The following is a 23852-nucleotide window of genomic DNA, read 5'->3' as shown; positions in this document are numbered from 1 at the left end:
TTCAAAAAGCTTAAGTGTTCTTCTGTACATTTTTAGTTGACTTAAATAAACTTAAGTGTTAATAAAAAACGTTGTGTCTTTATAGTTGCAAAACAGCAAAAAATCATAAAATATTAATCACCACCAGCCTGAGTCAGATGAAAACAGGATGAATTAAACAAAATGTTAATTTATCCTTAATTACAGTGTTTAGCAGTATAGTACGGGATACTGTAAATAATATAACAATCTAATTTTGGGTAAAAATTTAGAAATATAAGATAACAAATGGAAAATGTAAAAACATTCAAATACGTAAACTATTTATGGGATGAAAACAAAGCGGCATCTTTAGGAGACGATCAGGTAGCTTTATTTTTATACCGTTCAAACATATTAGGAGCAGATCTTAGAATTACCAATTACGGAGGAGGTAACACAAGCTGCAAAACCATCGAAAAAGATCCATTGACCAATGAAGAAGTTGAGGTAATGTGGGTAAAAGGTTCAGGTGGAGACATCGGAACTCTAACAAGAAAAGGTATTGCAGGACTGTATACGGAAAGACTCAGAAACCTTAAGAATGTTTACGGGGGCCTTGCAGATGAAGACAGAATGGTAGGTTTGTTCAACCACTGTATTTTTGATCTGGACAGCAAAGCACCGTCTATCGATACGCCTCTTCATGGTTTACTTCCATTCAAGCATATTGATCACCTTCACCCTGATGCTTTAATTGCAGTGGCAGCAGCAAAAGACAGTGAAGCGATCACCAAAGAAATCTGGGGAGATACAATGGGCTGGGTTCCCTGGCAGCGCCCGGGTTTTGATTTGGGTTTACAATTAGAAAAATGTTTAAACGATAATCCTGGAATCAGAGGGATTGTTTTAGGAAGCCACGGATTATTTACCTGGGGTGACACTTCTTACGATTGCTATATCAACAGCCTGGAAGTTATCGAAATGGCATCTGAATATATCGCTAAAAAAATCGAAGAAAAAGGACAGGTTTTTGGTGGCCAGAAAGTAGAATCTCTTCCCGCTGAAGAAAGAAAAAATAAAGCGGCTCAGATCATGCCTCTGTTAAGAGGTTTAGCTTCTTCCGAAAGCAGAATGGTAGGGCATTTTACAGATAGTGATGTTGTTTTGGAGTACATCAACAGTAATGATTTGGAAAGATTGGCTCCACTTGGAACTTCATGTCCGGATCACTTTTTAAGAACGAAAATTCAGCCGTTGGTGCTGACTTTACATAAAAATGAAGATTTGTCCGATTCTAAAGCTGTTCTTGAAAAATTGACTCCTCTTTTTGAACAATACAGACAAGAATATAAAGAATATTACGAAACCTGCAGGCATCCAAACAGCCCGGCAATGCGTGACCCGAATCCGGTGATCATCATTTATCCGGGAGTGGGAATGTTCAGTTTCTCTAAAGATAAGCAGACGACACGTGTTGCCAGTGAGTTTTATGTAAATGCAATCAATGTAATGCGTGGCGCAGAAGCTATTTCAGAATACACTTCGTTACCAAGACAGGAAGCTTTCGACATTGAATATTGGCTATTGGAAGAAGCAAAACTTCAAAGAATGCCTAAAGAAAAGCCCTTGTCAAGAAAAATCGCTGTTGTAACCGGAGCCGGTGGCGGAATCGGGCAGGCGATTGCAGATAAAATGGTTCAGGAAGGTGCAGTGGTGGTTTTCACAGATCTTAATCAGGAAGCAGCAGAAGCTGTTACGGCAAAATACAGCAAAGATCAGGCTGTAGCCGTTCCGTGTGATGTAACGAGCGAAGAAGCAATTGCTAATGCTTTCAAAGAAACGGTTTTAGCATTTGGAGGAGTAGATATCATCGTTCATTCTGCAGGTCTGGCTATTTCTAAATCGTTGGAAGATACCACTACAAAAGACTGGGATCTTTTAGAAAATGTTTTGGTTAAAGGGCAGTTCTTAATGGCAAAAACAGGCGTTGAGATCATGAAAAAGCAGGGTCTTGGTGGAGATATCGTCAATATTGCCAGTAAAAACGGCTTGGTTGCGGGACCAAATAATGTTGCCTACGGAACTGCAAAAGCAGCTCAGCAGCACATGACAAGATTATTAGCAGCAGAATTGGCGGCAGATAAAATCAGAGTAAATGTGGTAAATCCTGATGGTGTAATCGTTGGAAGCAAAATCTGGGAAGGAGCATGGGCAGAAGGCCGTGCAAAAGCTAATGGGATTTCTGTGGAAGAATTGCCAGCTTTTTACGCAAAAAGAAATTTATTAAACGAAATTATCCTTCCTGAAGACATCGCCAACGGAGTTTTTGCCTGCGTGGGAATTTTAGATAAAAGTACAGGAAACATCATCAATGTAGATGGCGGAATGGCAAATGCTTTTCCGAGATAAATTTTAATGCTAAAAAAATATTATTAAATTGAAGACTTGCAATTTTGCTTAGCTTTCAATTAATAAAAATATACACAGCATAAAAGAAGAGCCACGCAGTGGCGACATAAAATAGCACAGGGTGAAACCCTGTGAAATATCAAATTGTCAATCAATTTTTCCTTGTCAAGGTTCAAAACCTTGACAAGGATAATCAAAAATCAAATCATGATTATAGGAAAAGATAGTATAGAACAGCACAATAAAAATGAAGTAGAAAATTTTAATGCAGATTTTGATTTCCTACAAAATAAATTAACAAAATCAGGGGCAAATGTCGCTGAGATTGTCAATAAAATCGCTGATTTTCAGGTCGCGATTCCAAGCTGGGCTCTGGGAGCGGGAGGAACTCGTTTCGGAAGATTTTCTTACGGCGGCGAACCTGCCAATCTGGAGCAAAAATTAGATGATATCGGATTGCTGCATGCGCTTACTCACTCTGCAGGAGCCGTTTCATTACATATTCCATGGGATATCCCGACGGATGTACAGGCAATTAAAGAAAAAGCAGCATCACATAATCTGCTTTTTGATGCGATGAATTCTAATACATTTCAGGATCAGCCGGGAGCGAAAGCTTCTTACAAATTCGGTTCCCTGAATGCAGTAAATGAAGATTCGAGAGCTTACGCTGTAGAGCATAACAAAGAAGTGATAAGAATCGGGAAAGAATTAGGCTCAAAAAGCTTAACCGTTTGGTTGGCCGATGGAGCAAGCTTTCCGGGACAGCTGAATTTCCAGACAGCGTTATCAAAAACTGAACAAAGCTTAAAAGAAATCTACGCCGGAATGCCGAAAGACTGGAAGCTTTTCATTGAATACAAACCTTACGAACCCAATTTCTATTCTACCACCATTCAAGATTGGGGAACATCTTTCATGCTGGCGAACGCATGTGGAGAAAGAGCTTATACATTGGTAGATTTAGGGCATCATTTACCGAATACCAATATTGAACAGATTGTTGCAACCCTGATGTATAAAGGTAAATTAGGAGGTTTCCATTTCAACGACAGCAAATATGGAGATGATGATTTAACGGTAGGTTCAATCAAACCTTATGCGTTGTTCTTAATTTTCAATGAGTTGGTATACGGAATCGAGAACAATCCTCAAAACCCTTATCCGGCTTGGATGATCGATGCAAGTCACAATATTAAAGATCCGTTGGAAGATCTTATTCAGTCTTTGGAAGCAATCTTAATTGCTTATGCACAGGCACTTTTGGTAGATCAGAAAGCGTTGAAAGACGCCCAGTTAAATAATGATGTTGTCCGTGCACAGGAGATCCTGCAGAATGCATACAGAACGGATGTTCGTCCGTTATTGAGGTCTGCAAGACTGCAGACAGGTGCTGCAATTGACCCTATTGCTGTTTACAGAAACCTTAGAGTAAGAGAAACTTTAATTACCGAAAGAGGTATGGAAACTAAAGCAACAGGCTTATAACCCTTATTAAAATTGATAATTTCAACTTTTGAGTGCAATCGAAAGTTTTTATTATATGTATCCTTATTTTTTTATCATTAAGGTTGAAAGTGTTTGGATTATTAAGGTTTCAAGCATCCCCGCTTAGGAAATTAGTGGATTTTTTCTCATAGATCTTAATATCTGAACACTCCTTAATGGTGTGAAAAATAATTTAAAATGAATATTCAATAAATATAATTATCATTTGCTGAGTGAAAGCCTTTGCGAACTTAAAGCATAGAATATTATAAATAAAATCTTTGCGGGCTTTGCGTTAAAATAAATAACAGTAAATTTAAAAATATAACTTAGTGTTATTAGTGATAGATATTAGCGCCATTTGTGTTTAATATTAAGAGATTGCTTCGTCGCTTTGCTCCTCGCAATGACAAAAAAAATTCATCTAAGAATGTCTAAAAAAAAGAAGGTAACCATAGTATTTGATATTGGAAAGACCAATAAAAAATTCTTTTTATTCAATAAAAATTATAAAGAAGTTGTCCGGGAATATACAGAATTACCGCTCACTACAGATGAAGATGGATATCCCACGGAAGATCTTGCGGCATTACAAAACTGGATTAAAGATAATTTTAATGCCATTTTGGATGATGAAAACTTTGAAGTAAAAGCCATCAATTTTTCAACCTATGGAGCCAGCTTTGTACATCTGGATCAGAAAGGAAACGTTCTGACACCTTTGTACAATTATACCAAACCGATGGATCAGGATATCCTGGATTTATTTTATGAAAAACACGGAAGCAAGCTTAAAATAGCCAGAGAAACGGCATCTCCACAGGCAGGAATGCTGAATTCCGGGCTGCAGCTGTTCTGGTTAAAATACAAGCATCCGGAAGTATTCAAAAAAATCCGTTACAGTCTTCATTTACCTCAGTATTTATCGTATTTATTTACCGGAATTTGTGTGTCGGAATTCACTTCGATAGGCTGCCACACCAATTTGTGGGACTATGATAAAGCAGATTATCACGACTGGGTTTATGAAGAGGAAATTGATGCTTTATTACCGCCAATTGTGCCGACTTCCGCAAGCATTAATACTTCTTACAGAAACAAAAAAATAAAAATAGGCGTAGGAATCCACGACAGCTCTTCTGCGCTTCTTCCCTATATTTTAAGCAAAAAAAATCCGTTTTTACTGCTTTCAACAGGAACCTGGAGTATTTCTTTAAATCCTTTTAATGATGAGAGCCTTACGGATGAAGATATAGAAAACAATTGTTTGAATTACATGAGAATCGACGGAAAACGTGTGAAAGCATCCCGTTTTTTCATGGGAAATGAATATAAGATCCAGGTGGAAAAATTATGCGCTTATTACGGAAAAGAATACGGATTCCACAGGGAAGTGCAGTTTGATCAGGATTTGTACCTTCGGTTAATGAAAAATAAGGCTGTTTATTTCCGGTTTGAAGGAATCATTTTAAAAAGAAAGATGATCACTGAAACAGATTTGAAATCTTTCGCTACATTTGAAGAAGCTTATCATCAATTAATGATAGAACTTATGGATTTACAGATTCATACCATTAAAAATGCGATCGGAAATTCTGATATTGCCACCATTTATATTGATGGCGGTTTCACGGATAATGACGTATTTATGAAGCTGATGTCTCATCATTTTCAGCATTACAGCGTGATGTCCACGCATTCGCCGCTGGGTTCTGCATTGGGAGCCGCAATGGTGATTTCCAATAAAAAAATTGATGAAACCTTTTTACAGCAGCATTATCAGATGAAAGTGCTTCAACCGCTAATTCTTAATTTATAAATCATGTCATTTCCATTTGATACCCGTTACGCCTCGCTTGAACTGCTCATAGAAAAAGCAAAAAAGAGAATGCCCCGTTTTGCTTTTGAATACCTAGACGGAGGCTGTAATGAAAACATTAACAGAGACCGGAATACCAATGAATTAAGAGACGTTCTGCTTCGTCCGCGCTATCTGAATAATACTTATGCGGAAGCAAATATGGAAACCGAATTGTTCGGGGTAAAATATTCAGCACCTTTCGGGATTTCTCCGGTTGGTTTACAGGGTTTAATGTGGCCTAATGCACCTGAAATTCTGGCAAAAGCAGCTTTCAAGCATAATATTCCATTCATTTTAAGTACAGTAACAACCAGCAGTATCGAAAGAATAGCAGAACTCACGGAAGGGAAGGCCTGGTATCAGTTGTACCATCCAAGGGAAGAATGGCTTCGGGACGATATTCTAGACCGTTGTGAAGCTTCAGGATATGATGTTCTGTGTGTTTTATCGGATGTTCCTACTTTTGGATACAGGGCAAAAGAAATCAGGAACGGCCTTGCAATGCCGCCGCAACTGAATTTCAGGAATGTTTCCCAGGCACTGGCAAAACCGGAGTGGTGTATGGAAATTTTAAAGCATGGTGTTCCAAGTTTTAAAACAATGGAAAAATACATGGATAAAAACATGAACGTGAAGCAGTTGGGACAGTTCATGAACTCTACTTTTTCGGGAAGATTAAATTCGGACAGAATAAAAGCAATCCGTGATAAATGGAAAGGAAAATTAGTCATAAAAGGTGTTGCTTCAGATGAAGATGCGGAAGAAGCGGTAAGACTTGGGTTTGACGGGATGATTATCTCCAATCACGGTGGAAGACAGCTTGACGCGGGAGAATCTACCATTGCCGTTGTAAAAGAAATCAGCGAAAAATATAAAGGACAAATTAAAATCATGATGGACAGCGGGGTAAGAACCGGTCCGGATGTTGCACGTGCACTGAGCTGCGGTGCAGAATTTACCTTTATGGGAAGAACTTTCATGTATGCAGTCGGCGCTTTGGGAGATAAAGGCGGTGATCATATTATCGAAATGCTTAAAATGCAGTTCAGACAGGTGATGGAACAGCTTTGCTGTGAAAAGCCGGAAGATCTGCAGAATTTCAGAGTGAAATAGTTTTTGGCTGGAAGCTTAAAGCAGGAAGCTGGAAGTCGTCTAACTTTATACAAAATAAAATTTTACAGAATCAATTTATCAATACTAGCGGGCTTTAGCCCGTTTTCAATTAAATGAAAATCATCTGGCTTTAGCCAAAATTTAATTCAAAATAATATCATTCAATTATGATTAAAAAAATAATTTTCATCATCGGTTTTTTAATTTCATTGACGGCATCAGCGCAAAAAATGAATGATAAAGACGCCGTTACTGCAAACGCGGAAAAGTTAAGGCTGGCCATGATAAGCGGCGAAAAATCAGCATTAGAATCTTTGATTTTACCTGAGCTTACGTACGGACACTCCGGCGGTCATATCGACGATGCGAAAGAATTTGTTGAGAAGCTGGCTACTAAAAAATCAGATTTTGTGACCATTGATATTACTAATCAGACTGTACATATTGTAGGGAGTACAGCAATCGTTCGTCATCACTTATATGCAACAACTGCTGATCTTGGAAAAGCTCCGGGCGACGTTAGCCTGGATATAATATTAGTTTGGACAAAGGTTAAAAACGACTGGAAATTATTGGCAAGACAAGCCGTAAAATCTGAAAAGAAAAAGTAAATTTTAACCACAAAAGTTGCAAAAGGTTTTTGAAAATCTTTAATTTTCTTCTTATGTGAACTTTTTTATTTTCATTAATTTGAACTTAAATATCTAAAGTATTAAAATCTAATGTAACTTTTGTGGTTAAAAGATCAGGTTTTAAAGAGAGTCCCGCTGGATAAATTTAAAAACATTATTCACCTGCTCCTTTTTATTCTTTAAAATCATGTAAGCAGCAGATTCTCCCATAGCTTTAAAATCTGTGGTAATCACAGTAATCCCAAGCAATTCTTTCAAAGGAGTTTCGTTATAGGAAATAATTCCGATATCCTCGCCCAGCTTCATATTGTTCTGTCGAACCTGCTTTACCAGATTCACCAGATCACGTTCGCGGATGGTAATGAAAATATCCTTTTGTAATTCCATATCAGGATAGATTTCGTCCAGAATTTCATAATCCAGCTTAAAATCTTTACAGAAATTTTCAAAACCGCGTACAATACGGAAAGGATAAGGATGAATGGATTTATTGGGATAAACTAAAATGATTTTTTCATATTTCTTTATCTTGTCTAAACCTTCCTTTAAAGCGTTGTAAATATCATGCTCAAAATCCTGAAAAATAGTACCATACTCACCTGAAATGTTAGGTTTTGTATTATCCAGCATCAGCAGCTTGTTTTTCGGGATTTTTTCAATCATTTCAATCACTTCCTTCGTAGAGCTTGTATGTTTGGACTGTTCATCACGGAAGTGGGGCATAATGACATAATAATCGAATCCGCCAAGGTTTTTCTTTAATGAATTAATGAAAAGAGTTTCATCGCAATGATAAATATACATCTCCACATTGCCTTTGGTACCGATTGCATTCACAAAATAATTGTAGATCATCATTTTGTAGGTGCTCGGTTTATTGATCAGAAAAAATATATTGATGATATCATTTTTATTGATGCGGGAAATGTAGTACCCTTTTCCCTTTACAGATTCTATGATCTGCCTTTTCCTAAGTTCCTTATAAGCTTTTTCCACGGTATCTCTGGATAAGAAGCAGGATTCGCTGAGCTCATTAATGGAAGGGATTTTTTCCCCGATTTTTATGTCTCCGGCATCAATTCCGTTGAGAATAGAATCTACAATTTGTTTATATTTAGGGACACGGGAGTGCTCATTGATATTGATTTCAAATGTTTCGGCCATGACTTTCGGTACAAGAGTAAAGTTTCAGTTAAAAAATCTTTATCAAAAACTGATTAAAGATGGAAAACAAGATACAAAAATTTGAATTAACTGATTTTTATCATGGTGTAATAATATAATCTATTGAAATTCAAATATTTAATGTAATACTGTTCTGAAAGTGAAAAAGTATAAAAATTACTAAAATTCGATGTCAGGTAGAAAAAAATCTATATTTCCCTTTAAATTCAAAATAAATTAAACTTCTATCAATAAAAAAGCCTGCCGTTTCCGGCAGACTCCCCTTAATATGAATGTGTAAAAAATTTTATGGCATTTTTTTGAAACCTTCGGCTTTTATTTTCCAGGTTCCGTCTTTCGGGAAGCCGGGAAATTCACCTTGTGAGGCGTCCCAGCCTTCAAGCATCATGGCTACTGTTGTCAAAACGCCGCCGTTTCCGGGAAGATAAATTCTCAGGCGTTTGTCCTGATAATTATGACCGTTTTTCAGATAAGTATTGGTCTGAACATTCATGAAAAGAGCATCCAGAGCTTTATTCGGAAGGCCCAGTCTGGATGCATTCATAGCAGTCATCGGGAAATCCCAGCCCCATGTATGATCCCAGTTCCAACGCTCCCAGACAATATCCAGCGTATTTTTCATGATTTTTTTATCCAGCTTAGAAGATTCCGGAACCATTCCTAATGCCCCTAAAACTGCAGGGTGATCGGTCATCCATTTAGGAAATGTAAAGGAATCTTTTGCAGATTCTGTAGACAGATAAACACCATCCTGAACGGGAAGCGGGGCCAGTTTTGTAATCACCTCATCCCATTTTTTATCTCTTGGCTGGTTGAGCCTTTCTTTCCATTGCTGAGCAATTTTCAGTGCCCAATCCCAGTAAGCTACTTCATAAGTTGGGTTGTATGTATCTTTAGCCGGGAAAACTTCCTGTGCCGGAATGACGCCTTTTCCAAGATTGTACCTATTTTTTTCCTTATCGTAATAGGCATAATCTGCCATGAATTCTGCAGTCTCAAAAACAAGTTTTTTGTACTTCTCAAGCACATTTTTATCCTTATTCTGACGGTACAGCAACTCGGTCATATAAATGAGATGCGGCTGTTCCCAAATCAGAAATGCAGCGACAGAAGAAGGGCTTTCATTGCCTTCATTGTCAGACATCTTTATCCATCGAACACCTTTATAACCCTGTCTTTTTGCTAATGCTTTTGCTTTTTCAAATGATCTGAAATAATAATCCAGCTGTTTTTCCAAAATTTCCGGTCTTCCCCATAAAGCATAATGAACGCCGTGCCACCAATGCATTTCTGTGTGGGGCTTTCCGTACCAGCTGTTGAAAGTCAATCCTGTTTCCTGTGGCGGATTGCTTCCTCCGCACTGTACTTTTGTTAAATATTCAGATAAGATAACTCTTCGCTCCAGCTCATTGGCCCGCGGGTCTGTACTACCTTCGAAATCAACCGCTGCACCGCTTTCCCAGAAGGTTTTCCAGCCGGAAATGCTCTCTTTTTCTGCTTCGGTAAATAAGGTTTTGTTTGTTTTTACATTTTTAGCAGAAAATTCTACACTTAATTCTATAGTTTTATTTTTAGAAGAAGGTTCATAAACGAAATAATGTTTTCCTGCTTCAATTAATTTTCCATCTGTAAAATATAGTTGAGTGAAATAATCTGCAGTTTGTAATTTGTGCTCAATCAATCCCTGAGTTAAATTTGATGAAATGATTTTTGTAGAATGCTTGTTCTCATTTCCATAAAAAGCCGCCTCATCCAAAAACTGTCCGGAAGGGTAGGGATAACGGGCAAATACCTTTAATCTGTTTTGAGAAATTAAATCCGATTCAATTTTAACCCCGATTTTGTCTGAGTTTTGAAAAGATGCAGTCCACACCTTCACCGAAGTTCCCTCCAGAGAGAATTCACTGGTGATGATCCCTGTCCAGAGATCAATTTTTTGATTGATATTGCTGAGGTCTGTAACTTTTGCTTTTTGGCCGTCTTTTTTGTAAAGCTCAATTCCTACATTTCCAAGCTGAAGACGGTGCTGGTTGACACGATAATAATCCACCGCCCCTTTGTTGCGCTCCGGCTCCTTGATCTGAACACTGTAAAGTGCTTTTCTGCCTTCATTATTGAAATCATAAGCTCTTAAGGTTTCATCAAATTTATAATTTTCCGTATTCGGGAAGCTGTTCCAGCCCCATTCAGACTGTGTTCCGAGGGAAACGCCATTTTTATAATATTCCGAGAAAGACTGCATTCCGGTAATGTCCACGGTATAGGCGAATTTTCCGTTTCCAACGGTTAATGTTGATAAAGTATCTGCTTTTGTATTCACTACATTATGGCGCTGAACGACTTTTTTCCGGTCTATTTTCTGCGCATTCAACGTGGAAAATCCGATGCAGAAAAGACTCAGATATATTGCAATTTTCTTCATTTTTTTAATTTATTTTATTAAAATCAAGGTTTACACAAAATAAGTTTTGGCTAAAGCCTTGATGATTTTTATTTTTTACATACGGGCTAAAGCCCGCCTTATCTGATTTATTATATCTTAGGGCTGAGCCTGTCGAAGTCTGTATATTTTATTTCAAAACAGTTGCACTCATCATTCCAATCACTATATCATTGCTTACTGCGGTTAATTTTATGGTTTTTAATTCTTTATTCGGGTCAATCGTCATATCCAGGATTGTGGCAGCTCCGCCGTCAACCGCGCGGCTCGATACCCCTTTAATTTCTGAATATCTGCTTAAAGTTCCGCCTTTGTACAATTCACCGGTTTTCAACTGAACCCTGTACGGAATTTTATCGTCCGGAATTTCGAAAGCGAAATTGTCATCCAGTAAATCCTGCTCAATCGGCCACCAGTTAATTGGGTTTTTTAATTCCAGCTCGGCCTTGGAGCCGTCCGAATATTCAATGGTAATTTTTCCATTAATGATCTGCGACTGCATCGGGTTGGTAGAACCAGCCATCAGGAAGTAAATTTTCCTTCCTTTTCCCGAAACAGGAATCTCTATTGAATTCGGAAAATTATCCCACTGGCTTGTAAAGACAATATTTTTGTCGTCACTATTGATCAAAAAAGGAATTCCCAGATAGGTAAGTGTTCCGTTTTTACGTTTTGACATCAGTCCGCTCTCATCAATGTTAGTTGTTGTAAGCGGATAACACCAGTTTCCGATTCCCTGCCACGGAAGCTGTAAGGTAGGGCCTGCCGGTCTTGGGGAAAGATATTTTTGGTTAAAAATATGACTGACTTTTTCGTTATATTTTGTAGCCAATGATATAGTTTTAAAATCGGTCTGGTTTTCAATTTCCCAGTCGGTTATCTCAACATTTTGTTTGATTCCGTTGTATTCGAGCTGGATAGAATTGGTTCCTTTGCTTAATTTGTTTAAAGGAATTTCAATCAATTTCATCTCATCATTCTTAACCGAAAAATCTTGGGTTAAATCATTGATTTTAAGCTTTCCAGTAATCGGATTTGTGGATTTCGATTGAATTTGCAGGTTTTTCATTCTCCACTCAATATCCAGAGGATAGCGGATTTCAACGTTCACGGGATGCCACCACACTGTTCCGTTTTCTTCAAGCTGAACGAAAAAAGTTCCTTTTCTTTCTTCTGTTACCAGATCGAACTGATTGTCTTTTCGGGTTCTAATTAATCCCTGTGGATCATAAACCTGGCGGATTTTCTTTTTTGAATCAAAATTAAGCTCAAGCTTTTCGGAAATATAATTGGTGTAATTCGTCTGCTCACTTTTTAATTCTGATCCTGTATATTTAATTTCAATCGTAAATTCCTTACCTAAAGCGGTTTCAAACGTTATAAATGGCTGTGAAATTGAGTTCTTGGATACCTTCCAATCTACCTTTTTACCATTTACTTTTACCGATTTAATCTGGGTATGATTCACCGGAACCAACATTTGAAGGGAGACAGGCTGCTGATAATTTGATTTAAACCAATACGTCGTTTTTTTCGCTGTCCTGTTGAATTTATATTCCCAGTCGGCAAGCTTCAGCTCTGCAAAATTCCATTCTTTCGGAAACCCCGGGCTGATGCTTATTTTATTTTCCAGTAACTTAGGATAAACCCCGAAAAGCCCCTCCGTTAAAGTTCTCGCCGCTACACCTATCGGGTCTGCAAAATCTCTGTACAATTCACCACGGAAAGCATCATAATGTGAAAGCTGCTGAAAATTTCCCGGGCTCATTCCATAATACATGCTTTCCGCGATATTACTTTTCCAAAGCAGGTAGGCATCATCATTTCTTCCGGCCTGCCAATAGGCCAGAGCAGTCTGTAAATTTTCTGCCAGCGCTACATTGTTGATCGACCAGTCGTAAGGCTGCCAGTTGGTGGTGGACAATGTGTAATAATTTTTATTGACGTCCCCTTTCACCGTCACCGGAATATGCGGAATATGATTGCTGATATATTGGGTATTCTGATAATTTTCAAATTCATCCAGGATATAAGCATCTGAAACATGATAAATAGACCAGACACCCGGCTTGTCATGTAATAATTTATTTCCTAAAGCATCTTTAAATTCAGCGAAATAGCCATTTTTTTTAATCCAAAGCTCATTTTTCATTGCGTTTATGATCTCTTCGGCTTCCCTTTCATAAGGCTCTGGATTTTCCCCGATCAATTTTGCCAGTTTAGCCATTTCACGGTTGGCCCTGTAATTATAAGCCGAAGTATGGGTTACACCGCCACCGGAATATTGGAGGGCATCGCTTGCCCAAATCGCTGCGTAGGCATCATACAATCCGTTTCGTTTGAAGTTTCTCTTTTCCCAATCCATGTGACGGACCATCGTTGGCCACATTTTCTTTAAAAATCCAATATCTCCTGTATAATTGAAATGTGTGAACATCTGGTCAAAAAATACCAGGTTCATATCATAATGATGCGGTTTTGAATTGTCGTTCGGGTTTCTGGAAATATATCCGCTTGAAAAGACGGAAGTTCCCATTTTTTCCACGTGCCGCGCCAAATGTAGGGCGGTATCCATTTCTACTGGTGCGGAATCGGGCTTCAGAACCTGAGAGTTGGCATAGCTTTCAAAATGTTCTTTTGCACGGTCATGCCAGCTCAGAACATCAGCTGCATAAGCGCCACGCCATGCATTTAATCGCATTCTCCAAGCTACTGCGCCATGTAAGAAGGTCGGGCTTTCCCAGATTCCATCGGTTGCGACGGCCAGGTTGGCTCCGAAATTATTTAAATCCGAATCCGGAGTTTTCAGCTGTATTCTATTGGTTAAATGTAATCTTGACTGTTCAATTTCATCAAAAATTGTTTTTAATTGATTGTCTGATAGGAATTTATCCAATTTTCCTTTTGAGATTTGGATGTAAACCGGATTTTTTTGAGCAGAATAAGCGGCATAAATTATGGGAGCGTTTTCTGTTTTATTTTGAGTTAATTGAGTAAGGTTTTCCAGCGTTTTGGCATCAGTTAATTGTAAAGTACTGGTATTTGAAAAACTTCCGTTAATGCTTTGAGTTTCCTTTTTCTTGTTTAAATATGAAAGCTGAAACTGGTTTTTATTGATCTGAAACCTGTTGTTTGTGCAATATTCGGGAAGAAGATAGAATCCTGATTCCGGATCTGCCCCAATATCACCGTTCCTGCTGAATGTTTTTCCGCTGGCTCCGCCGTAAAAAGCATAAATTTTTGTGGAAGGATCAATATTTTCCGTTTCCATTTTTAAAATTAAGCCTTCTTCTTTAGATTGGGCTAAAACGGTTAATTTCAGGCTTCCGTTTCCAAGGATTTGATCTTTAATTTCGTACAACATTGATCCCGGACGATAGCGGGTCTCAATTTTTTCGCTCTGAATTAATTTTTTTATGGAATTTCCTTTCTGAATCACAAATTGCAGGTTGCCGCCCATTCCCGGAAGGTAAAGTGCAAACTCCGGAAGATCTCCGGCTTCCACTCTTGAAGCGCGGTTGTCCCCGTATAGGGCACGATTGAACCTGTATTTTCCATTCACCAGTAAAAAATCGCCTTTGTCTTCCTTGTAATGTAGTTCCCGCTCCTTATTCTGCCAATGCTTCGACTGGGAAAAAGAGTGGGAGAATGCTGACACTACAATCAGTCCGGCGAAAATGGTTTTTCTTCGCATTTTATTTTTTTAGCTCAGTTAAAGGCTGTCCGTTAACGGTTACATTTTTTAGGGTTACATTTTTAAGGTAGTCTACTTTGTATGGAATCTCAACACCGGTCATTTTAGCATTAATCATGGTGAAATCAGTTACCGGAGAAGTTTCATAGGCATCGGATAGGATGGCATATTTTCCACCTTTTTCTACCTGAAGATTTTCTACCCAAATGTTTCGGATCGTAGGAATAAAATTGCCCGGTTTTTCGTAATGCATATTGAAACGTACGGCCGCCTCCCTGTAAGCCCCAACTTTTGTGTTGTAGAAAAACACATTTTCAATGATTCCTCCACGGCTTGAGCTGGTTTTAATTCTTAATGCCCTGTCGAGATTTTTGCTGTCCATCACATTTCCGATGGCATAAATATTTTTAGCGCCGCCTGCAATTTCACTCCCGATGACAACCCCTCCGTGACCGTCTTTCATTTTACAATTTTCGATGATATGGTTTTCTGCAGGCTTTCCGATTCCTCTTCCGTCTTCGTCTCTTCCGGATTTTATGGCGATACAGTCGTCTCCGGTATCAAAATAAGAATCTTTGATCCAAACATTTTTGCAGGCTTCAGGGTCGAAACCGTCATTATTCGGGCCGTGGCTGATCACTTTTACCCTTTCAATCAAGACATTTTCACACAAAACAGGATTAAGATTCCACATCGGTGAATTTTTAACCAAAACATCGGCCATGTAGAAATTTTTACTTCTGTAAGGCTGAACGAAATTAGGTCTTAAATAATATCCGTCTCCGAATATTCTTTCCCTTGGATTTTTTTTCTGAGCCATGTATTCATGAAGCTTGGCACGGGCCGGATTTTGTCTTCCCGGACGGGATTCATTGTAGCCGTATTTTGTGGCACCGCACCAGAACCACCAGTGGTCGTTATCTGAATTTCCGTCAAGGGTTCCTTTTCCGGTTACGGCAATGTTTTCTTCTTCATAAGCATAGATCAGGGACGAATAGTTCATACATTCCATCCCTTCCCATCTTGTAAAAACGATAGGGTAGTCGTTGCTGTCCTGGCTGAATAAAATTGTTGCGCCTTCGCTAACGTGCAGATTTACATTGCTTTTCAGGTAAATTGCTCCTGTGAGGAAAACTCCTTTTGGGACAACAACTCTTCCTCCTCCTTCTGAATTGCATTTTTCGATTGCTTTTTTAAATGCTTCCGTATTTTTTGTTTTCCCGTCGCCTATTGCACCAAAATCAGTTACCAGATAATCTTTATTTTTGAAATTTGGTTTTACAATCAGTTTTTTTAATTCCTGAATTTCTTTCAGAGGCTGTTTTGATGAAGTCCACGGCTTATATTGAGCGCAGGCCGGAATTGTCATTAATATCGTAAGCAGTATTAAAGCATATTTTTTCATAATCTCAGAGAATGGTTTTACTTTTTAAAACAGTTGCTGTTGTTTACAGATAATTATTATTGCAATCTAAAATTATTAGGATTATAAATTATCCTGCACTGTCGGTATAATTAAAAAAAATTTATTATTATTTTTTTGAGGGAAATATTTTTTGTAATCGATTGCGCAGTCCAAAGATAAATAAAAATAGAATCAGAGAATACTTAAAATGTTTTTTTAATATAAGACAGAGTTTACTTTGCAGCATGGCAGGTAAACTCTGTTGTGATAATTGATTTTTGACTTAGCTGTAGAACTATTCCGGTTCGGCAATACCTAAAAAAATCACTACACCATCCCCGCCGGGATTGTCCATTACATCTACAATTGCTGAAGGTTTCCAATTGTTCATGCACCAAAGATTTCCGGCACCATCAATGTTGGTGGAAGTCAGCCTCATAATAGGCTGGTAACAATGCATCTGAACGCCTTCATGCCTGGAGCCCGGCTCTGTTGGTTTTTTCTGCGTTCCGTAAAGTGGGTGTCCATTAGCGAGTGTTACTTCGGAGCCGCCGGTAGGGACAGTAAGAAGCTGGGCTGTTTCAGGTTTTGATATATCACGAAGCATAGTAACCCCGAAAGGTCCCTGCTGATCAAGGTTTAGGTTTTCAGGGAAATCTGTGTCATGCCCGAAATTAGCCAGAAATACAGTTTCTTTTTTATCGATTTTTATACCCCAGGGCGCATAAGTATTAACATCATAATGTCCTTTTACAGTGGAAAGATCATTGCTGAGGATGGTTGCCCTGCTGCTGGTAACACCTACTACAACAATATCCCCGTTGCCGTTTATCGCTATCTGTCGAAGAGATTCGTAGCCTTCCTGGCCATTTGCGCTGCCGGAAAACTGACTGTACCAGCTTCCTGTCACCTTCAGCTCATTGCCTTCCATACTGACTTTGTATACCGAAGAAAAAGCGCAGTTGTCAATATTATCTTTATCATAATTCCCGATACATGAAACGTAAGCATTACCCTTGTTGTCCGGTGTTACATCAAATATTTTGAGATAAGGTGTCTTGCACCAGACAGGATCTGAATCCGGTGACTTTTTTACCGGAAATTCATTACATATCAACACCTGATCAGCGGTAGGGGCTTTTTCCATATCTTCGGGCTTTAGATAGATCACTACCGCGCTGGGTTCACTTTCAAATGGATATACTCCCGTCTTTGCGGGCGCAAATGGTTCCTGGCAGCCTACAGAAGCCATCCAGAGATTACCTTCATTATCGTATTCCATTCCCTGTACGCGTGAAAGGCCTAAAGTAAAGCCATTAGAAGGGCTTACCGGCCGGCCGTCTTTGTAATAAAACCGGGAAATACTGCCTTCCTGCGGATTATTAAGTTCCGGTCCCCATCCGAAATTTCCGAAAGAAATATATTTTTTATCAGGGCTTACTGCTGCTCCAAAAGCAACCCCTAATAAACCGCCTCCCTGTACCGGAGAAAAGTCAGCCGGGGTGGCATCATATTTATAAACCGGACAGTGGGTACCTGAAAGAGCAGATCCTGCACGGAAATTATTGGCTATCCAGGCATTGTCATCTGCATCAAATACAACAAATGCGGCACCGCTCGGGATGAAGTTTTTGGCCCCGGAAGTATTGCTTTTTAATGTCAGTGTCCAGTTGTGAGGCGCTTTTTGATCTTCAGAAACATTTTTCATTGATACCAATGAATCTTTGTAGACTTCTTCCATATCTACAAGCATCTGGTAAATTTCATTTGCTTTGTGAAAGGGATCGTAAAGCATATTTCGTACTGCTTGAAGGAAATTATTGTTGATGGTGTCAGAAGAATGCCAGGCATAATCTAAAAACTGGTCATAGAAAGGTTTGCCTGTATTGGCTGTAGGGTTGGTGAGGCAGTAATAACACAGATTACATAGGGAATTAAACATCGGGTAGCTGTTGGTTTCGAAGCCGTTCGGGGATTTGCTGATCATTTCGCCTATTCTGCCTTCTGTTACAAACAGATTTTGTTTCATTCCGTAGGCAATCTTCATATTTCTTTCTGTGCCGTTCATTACTACCGTACCATCATTTTCTACGGTAGTCATCCGGGCAAAAGTATAAATGGATGCAACAGATGATTCCGGACAAACGATGACCTGGCCATCAGCATCAGGAAGATAAAACGTGGCTAATAAGCTGAGCGGCTTTTCACCAACGGTATACACTGTGTTGTTGATGGAATATTCGCTGATCCAGACGGTTACTGCGTAATATTCGGATTCGTTTTCTTTGATTTCTGCACTGAATGTATCGTTTTGAAAAGAAGTTTTGTTAGTGGCTGCACCAACAAATCCGCTGACAATACCAAATACCTGAAAATAGCCGGAAATAATCTGCATGTTATTCACTTCGGCTTTGAACTGAATGGTTTTTGTAGACATAAAAATGAGTTATGGTTATTGTTTTTTTTAATATACCTTCAAAACTTTAATCATCAAATTGATAATTATTAATAAGGTTTTAAATGGTATATCTGAAGAATAAATATAAAGATAAAGTTTTAATACAGAGACAGAACCGTATTATTTTTACGTAATAAGTAGATTTTTTAATAGAAACGAAATTTTAATTAGTATGAAATCCGGCAGTAATTAGTTTACTTCACTGAGCAATTTTTTAATTCGCTCCAGAAGATTATCAATATCGAATGGTTTAGAAATAAAATCATCAGGCTCGCAGGCTGCTGTCATCTCATGAAGTTTGGCATGTGCACTCATGATAATTACCGGTGTTCCCTGGTTTTCGCGGCTGTTTTTTATCTGTTTGCAGAGATCTATGCCTGATCCGTCCGGAAGCATGACATCAAATATAAAGAGATCGGGAGCTGCATTCAAATCTCTTTCATCAAATTCTTTTACTGTTTCAAAAGTCTGTACGCTATAGTTTTCAGCGGTAAGAAATATTTCCAATACTTCTCTTATGGCCTGATTGTCCTCAACTAAAAAAATTTTTCTCATGCTCTTACAAAGCAAGAATAGAACCAATACCTTTTATTTTATTTGCAAATTTGCCTGTAAATGCTAAATAGGAAGGGTAAACCAGAATTCGCTGCCTTTGCCTTCTTCGCTTTCAACGCCTATTTTACCGCCGTGTTTTTTTATGATGTCTGCGCTGATGAACAGCCCTAATCCAAGGCCTGTAAATTTTTGACCCTGGTAATTTGTTCTGTAATAGCGCTCAAACAGATATTGGAGTTTTTCTTTTGGAATTCCCGGCCCGTTATCTTTAACGCTGATCTTAATTTCATGTTCGCTTATTTTCCTTGCTGTGATAATAATCTGATCAGATTTTGGAGCATATTTGATGGCATTGGTAATAAAATTGATCATCACCTGACCGATCTGCTGATTATCCGCTTCCACAATCTCCATGATATCTCCTTCAAAAATTATTTCCTGCTGAGTAATCTGTGCGAAATTCGAGCAGCAGTCATCAAACAATTCTGAGACGGTAAAAGGTTTTTTGTCAAGCTTCATTTGCCCCTGTTCAATCCTGCTGGTGTCAAGTAAATCAGTTATAAGCCCTGAAAGTTTATCCAGGCTTTTAATTGACTGATCAAGAAGCTTTGCCCGGGATTCTGCCGGAAGCTTTTCATGAGATCTCTGTAAGAGCTGTAATGATGCCTTAAGAGACGTAACCGGTGTTTTCAGCTCATGGCTTGCTATGCTTATAAAATCATCCTTGCCCTGGGTAACCATTCTTCTGGCCGTTACATCCATAAAAGTTCCGATTCCCCCGGTAAGATTTCCTTCTTCATCAAATAATGGGGCCGCGTTAATAGAGATGTACATCCTTTCCCTGCCCGGACCCTGGATTCCTATTTCATGATCGTAAACAGGTTTTCCTGTAGTCATCATAATCGTCATAGGGTGTTCCTCTGAAGGCAGGGGAGTGCCGTCTAAACGAAGGTTTTGCCAGTGAGGATCATCATAGGTTCTTTCTTTTATTTTGCTTTCAGTAAGTCCCAGTATTTGCTGGGCCATAGGATTGGCATACACCAGCTGTCCTTTGGCATCAATAACACCTACGCCTTCTGCCATGGTTTCCAAAATACCCTGTAAACGCTGCTCACTTTTTCTTAGTGTCTCCTCCAAATTGCTTTTTTCCTGAATAACAGTTTCACGCTCCTGAATGGCCAGTACCTGCGGAGTAACTTCTACGGCCATATCAATAACTCCGGTTACTTTTCCGTCTTCAATGAAAGGGGTGTAATTAAAAGTAAAAAATCCTTTTTCCAGTTTGCCTCTGCGGTTCAGGATCACAGGATTGGAATGGTCTGAATGTGGCTGGCCTTTTTTAAATGTGTCTACCAGCATATTGGCAGCGGGCTGCCCGTTCAGTTCCGGAAGTTCCTGAAATAAAGCTTTTCCTACAATGGAATGATCTTTCCCGATAAGTTCCAGCATGGCTTCATTGATCATTGTTACGATAAAATCTTCTCCTTTTACAAGCATCATTGCTACAGGCGCCTGTGCGATCAGATTGCTGAAGCTGGTATCACTTTCGGAAAGCTTGGTATTCAACTGGGTAATGGTATCGTTTAAATTTTTTAATTCATTATTCCTGAATTCAAGCGTTTTATTGGAATGATCCAGATTTGCAATATCATGCTGATATTCCTTATTGTCGGTTAATAGATCGTTATTTTCTTTTTTAAGCTGTAAATTGAGATCCTGGATAATCTGGTTAGATTTATCAAGCTGTTCATTGGTTACAGTATATTCCTCGTTTAAAGCTGCTAATTCTTCATTGCCGGCCTGTAATTCTTCATTCATTGCGGTCAGCTCCTCATTGATTTCCTGCTCCTGCTTCTCTTTCTCACGAATTGTTTCCCAAGCTTTTACGCGTTGGGTAACGTCAGCTGCTGTATGTAAGATACAGTATATATTGCCATTTTTATCAAAGATGGGTTTATAGGTAAAATCAAAATATGAGGTAATCATCTGCCCGTTAATTTCCAGTGTTGCAGGTGTATCTCGGGCTTCATAAGTTTTCCCGGTGTTCCATACATTCTTAAGCAGCTGGGCAAACGGCTGTTCTTTCATTTCCGGTAAGGCTTCTTCAAATTTTTTACCTTCTACAGACTGATCCCTTCCCCAAATCTGAAGCATGGCATCATTGGCCAGCTGAATGTAGAGATCAGGCTCGGTATAGATTGCTGTTGCTATACTGGACTGTTTAAAGATTTCAAGAAGAGGTTCGGTACCCAAAGCAGAAAAGAAGTTACTCATGAAGGTAGAAAGGTATTAATGTAATTGTATGCTTACAAAAGCAAATCTACAATATTTTGTGATAATCTGTGAGATATGTGGCACTTCTTTATGCTAATTGAATCTTGCCTTAAATATTTAATAATTAAATGTACTTTAATAATATCCTAAAACCTTCATCCATAGCCCTCCGATTACCATGTATATAACGAGCAAAACAATTCCTATTTCCAGACCTCTGAGCCACCATGACTTGAGATCAACATATCCGCTGCCAAAAAATACTGGAGCCGGTCCGTGGCCATAGTGTGTCAACACCCCATAGATTGAACCCAGAAAGCCGAGCATCATCGCCAACAGCATGGGCGGAATTCCGACGGCAACCCCTACTCCCAAAAGGGCTGCATACATTGCTGCTACATGGGCCGTAGCACTTGCAAAAATATAATGACTGAAAAAGTAAACAAGAATAATTACCGGAAAAGCAACCGTCCAGGTCATATCTCCAATTTTTTGTTTGATCAGGTCACTAAACCACCCAATGAATCCCAACTCATTAAGGGAACTTGCCATCATTACTAAAACAGCAAACCAGACAATCGTATCCCATGCTCCTTTTTCGGATTTTACATCTTCCCATGTAAGTACTGATGTCAATAAAAGTAATGTAAGGCCTATAAAAGCTGTAGTGGTAGCATCAATGGATAATGAGCCTCCAAAAATCCATAATACCAGCAAAATAAAGAATGCCAGCAGCATAAGCCATTCATTTCTTGAGATAGGGCCCATTTCTTTTAATTTTTGCGCGGCCATTTTCGGGGCATCACCTGTACTCTTTAATTCAGGCGGATATAATTTATAGAGCACCAAAGGAACTATAAAGAATGCTGCTAATCCAGGTACAAATCCTGCGGCTGCCCAAGACATCCATGTAATGTTGATTCCGAGGTTGGCCGCGAATTTCTGGCACATAGGATTGCTTGCTGTTCCTGTAAGAAACATTGAGGAGGCAATAAGATTCATATAATAGCTGTTGAGTGTTAAGTAGGCACCTAATTTTCTGTGCGTTTCCGGTTTGTCTGGTACAGAATCAAAACTGATAGCCATGGATTTCATAATTGGATAAATGATTCCTCCACCTCTTGCTGTGTTGCTGGGAATTGCCGGAGCCAGGCATACATCTGCTAACCCAAGACCATAAGCCAAGCCCAGCGAGCTTCTTCCAAAAACTCTTATAAACAGAAAGGCAATCCTGTTTCCCAGGCCTGTTTTTATAAATCCTCTTGCAATGAAGAACGAGATCCCTATCAGCCAGATTACCTTGTCTCCGAACCCGGAAAGTGCTTTGGTTATTGATTTTCCCGCATCCCCCGGTGCTATTACCTGAGTAAGTGCCGTAAAGCCTATCGCCATCATGCACATGGTTCCCATAGGTGCCGCTTTTAAGATAATTCCTAAAATAGTAGCTGCAAAAATGGCAAATAAATGCCATGCATTTTTCGTAACACCTTCGGGTACCGGAATAAACCAAATGATGAGTGCAGCAGCAAATGTTACTGCGACGGCTTTAATATTAATTTCTTTCATAATAATTAGTTTTTTGATTAAAATCTGCTCTGGACCTGAACAATAAACAGATTGCTGTTATATTGCGTGGTATTTGCAATTTGTTTCTTGTACTTGTCAAATTGCACTCCCAGCTGAATCCTTGCCCCATAATTTTTCAATAATTCTAAACCAAACATTGGTGTTATCGTCTGTCTTGGATTTGAATTTAACCTGAAATTGGTATCAAGATATTCATATCGGCATGACAGTTCAAAAGCGCTTAAATTCCTATGATTGATTTCATATCTTACATTGGGAAGGAAATAAGCGCCGCGGATCAGGTATTCATCGGGATTTGAAGGTCTGGTTTCAGGATCTGCCGCAAAGTACAGCAGGTGATTGGTAGCCTGCTTAGCCTCAAGCTGCATATCAAGGCTCCATTTTGTATCAAATTTAATCAGCGAGCTCAGATCTATTCCCACAGCATATATTTTTTTGCTCAAAACCTCTTGAACTTGCAACTATTTTTGAGACAAAATTTATATACTCTTTATGCTACATTTTTAGATTGATTAGACATTAAATTTTGATACTCTCTTATGGTTAAATTTCCTAAAGCTGAATGCCTTCTCTGGGTGTTGTAAAATGTTTCTATATATTCAAACACAGAGTTTTTGGCGTGGTCTCTAGTTTCATATTTATTTTGATAGACAAGTTCGGTTTTCAGAGTTTTGAAAAAACTCTCCGCTACAGCATTATCATAGCAATTTCCCTTTCCACTCATACTTCGGGTAATATTTTTCCCGACTATTGACGTAAATTCTGTGCACGCATACTGTATCCCTCTGTC

Annotated in this window: 15 protein-coding genes; 5 read left to right on the top strand and 10 right to left on the bottom strand. The window is 38.9% G+C overall.

The genetic code is table 11. From position 1 onward, the window contains the following. Positions 1–267 precede the first annotated feature (267 nt). The 5 genes from H560_RS0104630 (at position 268) to H560_RS0104610 (ending at position 7443) form a co-directional block, all read left to right on the top strand. Complete coding sequence (locus H560_RS0104630) at positions 268–2370, top strand: bifunctional rhamnulose-1-phosphate aldolase/short-chain dehydrogenase (RefSeq protein WP_027378965.1); 2103 nt, start codon at positions 268–270, stop codon at positions 2368–2370. A 207-nt stretch (positions 2371–2577) separates the two neighbouring features. Then, a complete protein-coding gene (locus H560_RS0104625) occupies positions 2578–3858 on the top strand; it encodes a sugar isomerase (protein ID WP_027378964.1) in 1281 nt (426 codons plus the stop codon). A 430-nt stretch (positions 3859–4288) separates the two neighbouring features. Continuing rightward, a complete protein-coding gene (locus H560_RS0104620) occupies positions 4289–5677 on the top strand; it encodes an FGGY-family carbohydrate kinase (RefSeq protein WP_027378963.1) in 1389 nt (462 codons plus the stop codon). Positions 5678–5680: 3 nt separating this feature from the next. Beyond that, a complete protein-coding gene (locus tag H560_RS0104615) occupies positions 5681–6832 on the top strand; it encodes an alpha-hydroxy acid oxidase (RefSeq protein WP_027378962.1) in 1152 nt (383 codons plus the stop codon). 167 nt (positions 6833–6999) lie between these two features. Then, positions 7000–7443, top strand: coding sequence for a nuclear transport factor 2 family protein (locus H560_RS0104610; RefSeq protein WP_027378961.1), 444 nt, complete (start codon positions 7000–7002; stop codon positions 7441–7443). A gap of 141 nt (positions 7444–7584) precedes the next feature. Here H560_RS0104610 and H560_RS0104605 read toward each other — a convergent pair whose 3' ends face one another. The 10 genes from H560_RS0104605 to H560_RS23260 form a co-directional block, all read right to left on the bottom strand. Continuing rightward, positions 7585–8628 (bottom strand): GntR family transcriptional regulator, encoded by a 1044-nt coding sequence (locus tag H560_RS0104605; protein WP_027378960.1) that lies wholly within the window; start codon positions 8626–8628, stop codon positions 7585–7587. A 307-nt stretch (positions 8629–8935) separates the two neighbouring features. Beyond that, the gene (locus H560_RS0104595; protein ID WP_027378959.1) at positions 8936–11071 is read right to left on the bottom strand and encodes a hypothetical protein; all 2136 of its coding nucleotides are present in this window, start codon (positions 11069–11071) and stop codon (positions 8936–8938) included. A 148-nt stretch (positions 11072–11219) separates the two neighbouring features. Beyond that, positions 11220–14783, bottom strand: coding sequence for a DUF4450 domain-containing protein (locus H560_RS0104590; RefSeq protein WP_027378958.1), 3564 nt, complete (start codon positions 14781–14783; stop codon positions 11220–11222). A gap of 1 nt (position 14784) precedes the next feature. Then, entirely contained in the window at positions 14785–16188 is a 1404-nt protein-coding gene (locus H560_RS0104585) for a glycoside hydrolase family 28 protein (protein WP_027378957.1), read from the bottom strand. A 295-nt stretch (positions 16189–16483) separates the two neighbouring features. Then, positions 16484–18625, bottom strand: coding sequence for an NHL repeat-containing protein (locus tag H560_RS0104580; RefSeq protein WP_027378956.1), 2142 nt, complete (start codon positions 18623–18625; stop codon positions 16484–16486). Between the two features lie 210 nt (positions 18626–18835). Next, positions 18836–19201 carry a response regulator transcription factor gene (locus tag H560_RS0104575; RefSeq protein WP_027378955.1) on the bottom strand — a complete coding sequence of 122 codons (366 nt, stop codon included), beginning with the start codon at positions 19199–19201 and terminating at the stop codon, positions 18836–18838. A gap of 63 nt (positions 19202–19264) precedes the next feature. Next, the gene (locus tag H560_RS22245; protein ID WP_027378954.1) at positions 19265–21475 is read right to left on the bottom strand and encodes a PAS domain-containing sensor histidine kinase; all 2211 of its coding nucleotides are present in this window, start codon (positions 21473–21475) and stop codon (positions 19265–19267) included. Positions 21476–21610: 135 nt separating this feature from the next. After that, positions 21611–23041, bottom strand: coding sequence for an anion permease (locus H560_RS0104565; protein WP_027378953.1), 1431 nt, complete (start codon positions 23039–23041; stop codon positions 21611–21613). A 17-nt stretch (positions 23042–23058) separates the two neighbouring features. Continuing rightward, on the bottom strand, positions 23059–23505 hold the full coding sequence (locus tag H560_RS21070) for a hypothetical protein (protein WP_228372418.1): 447 nt from the start codon (positions 23503–23505) through the stop codon (positions 23059–23061). Between the two features lie 47 nt (positions 23506–23552). After that, positions 23553–23852 (bottom strand): IS3 family transposase (locus tag H560_RS23260; RefSeq protein ID WP_027378952.1); only part of this gene is annotated, 300 nt, incomplete at its 5' end.

Source organism: Chryseobacterium daeguense DSM 19388 (genome assembly GCF_000430825.1).
Classification (GTDB): domain Bacteria; phylum Bacteroidota; class Bacteroidia; order Flavobacteriales; family Weeksellaceae; genus Chryseobacterium; species Chryseobacterium daeguense.
Note: the sequence above shows the minus strand (reverse complement) of the source record. Positions and strands in the feature narration are given on the sequence as shown.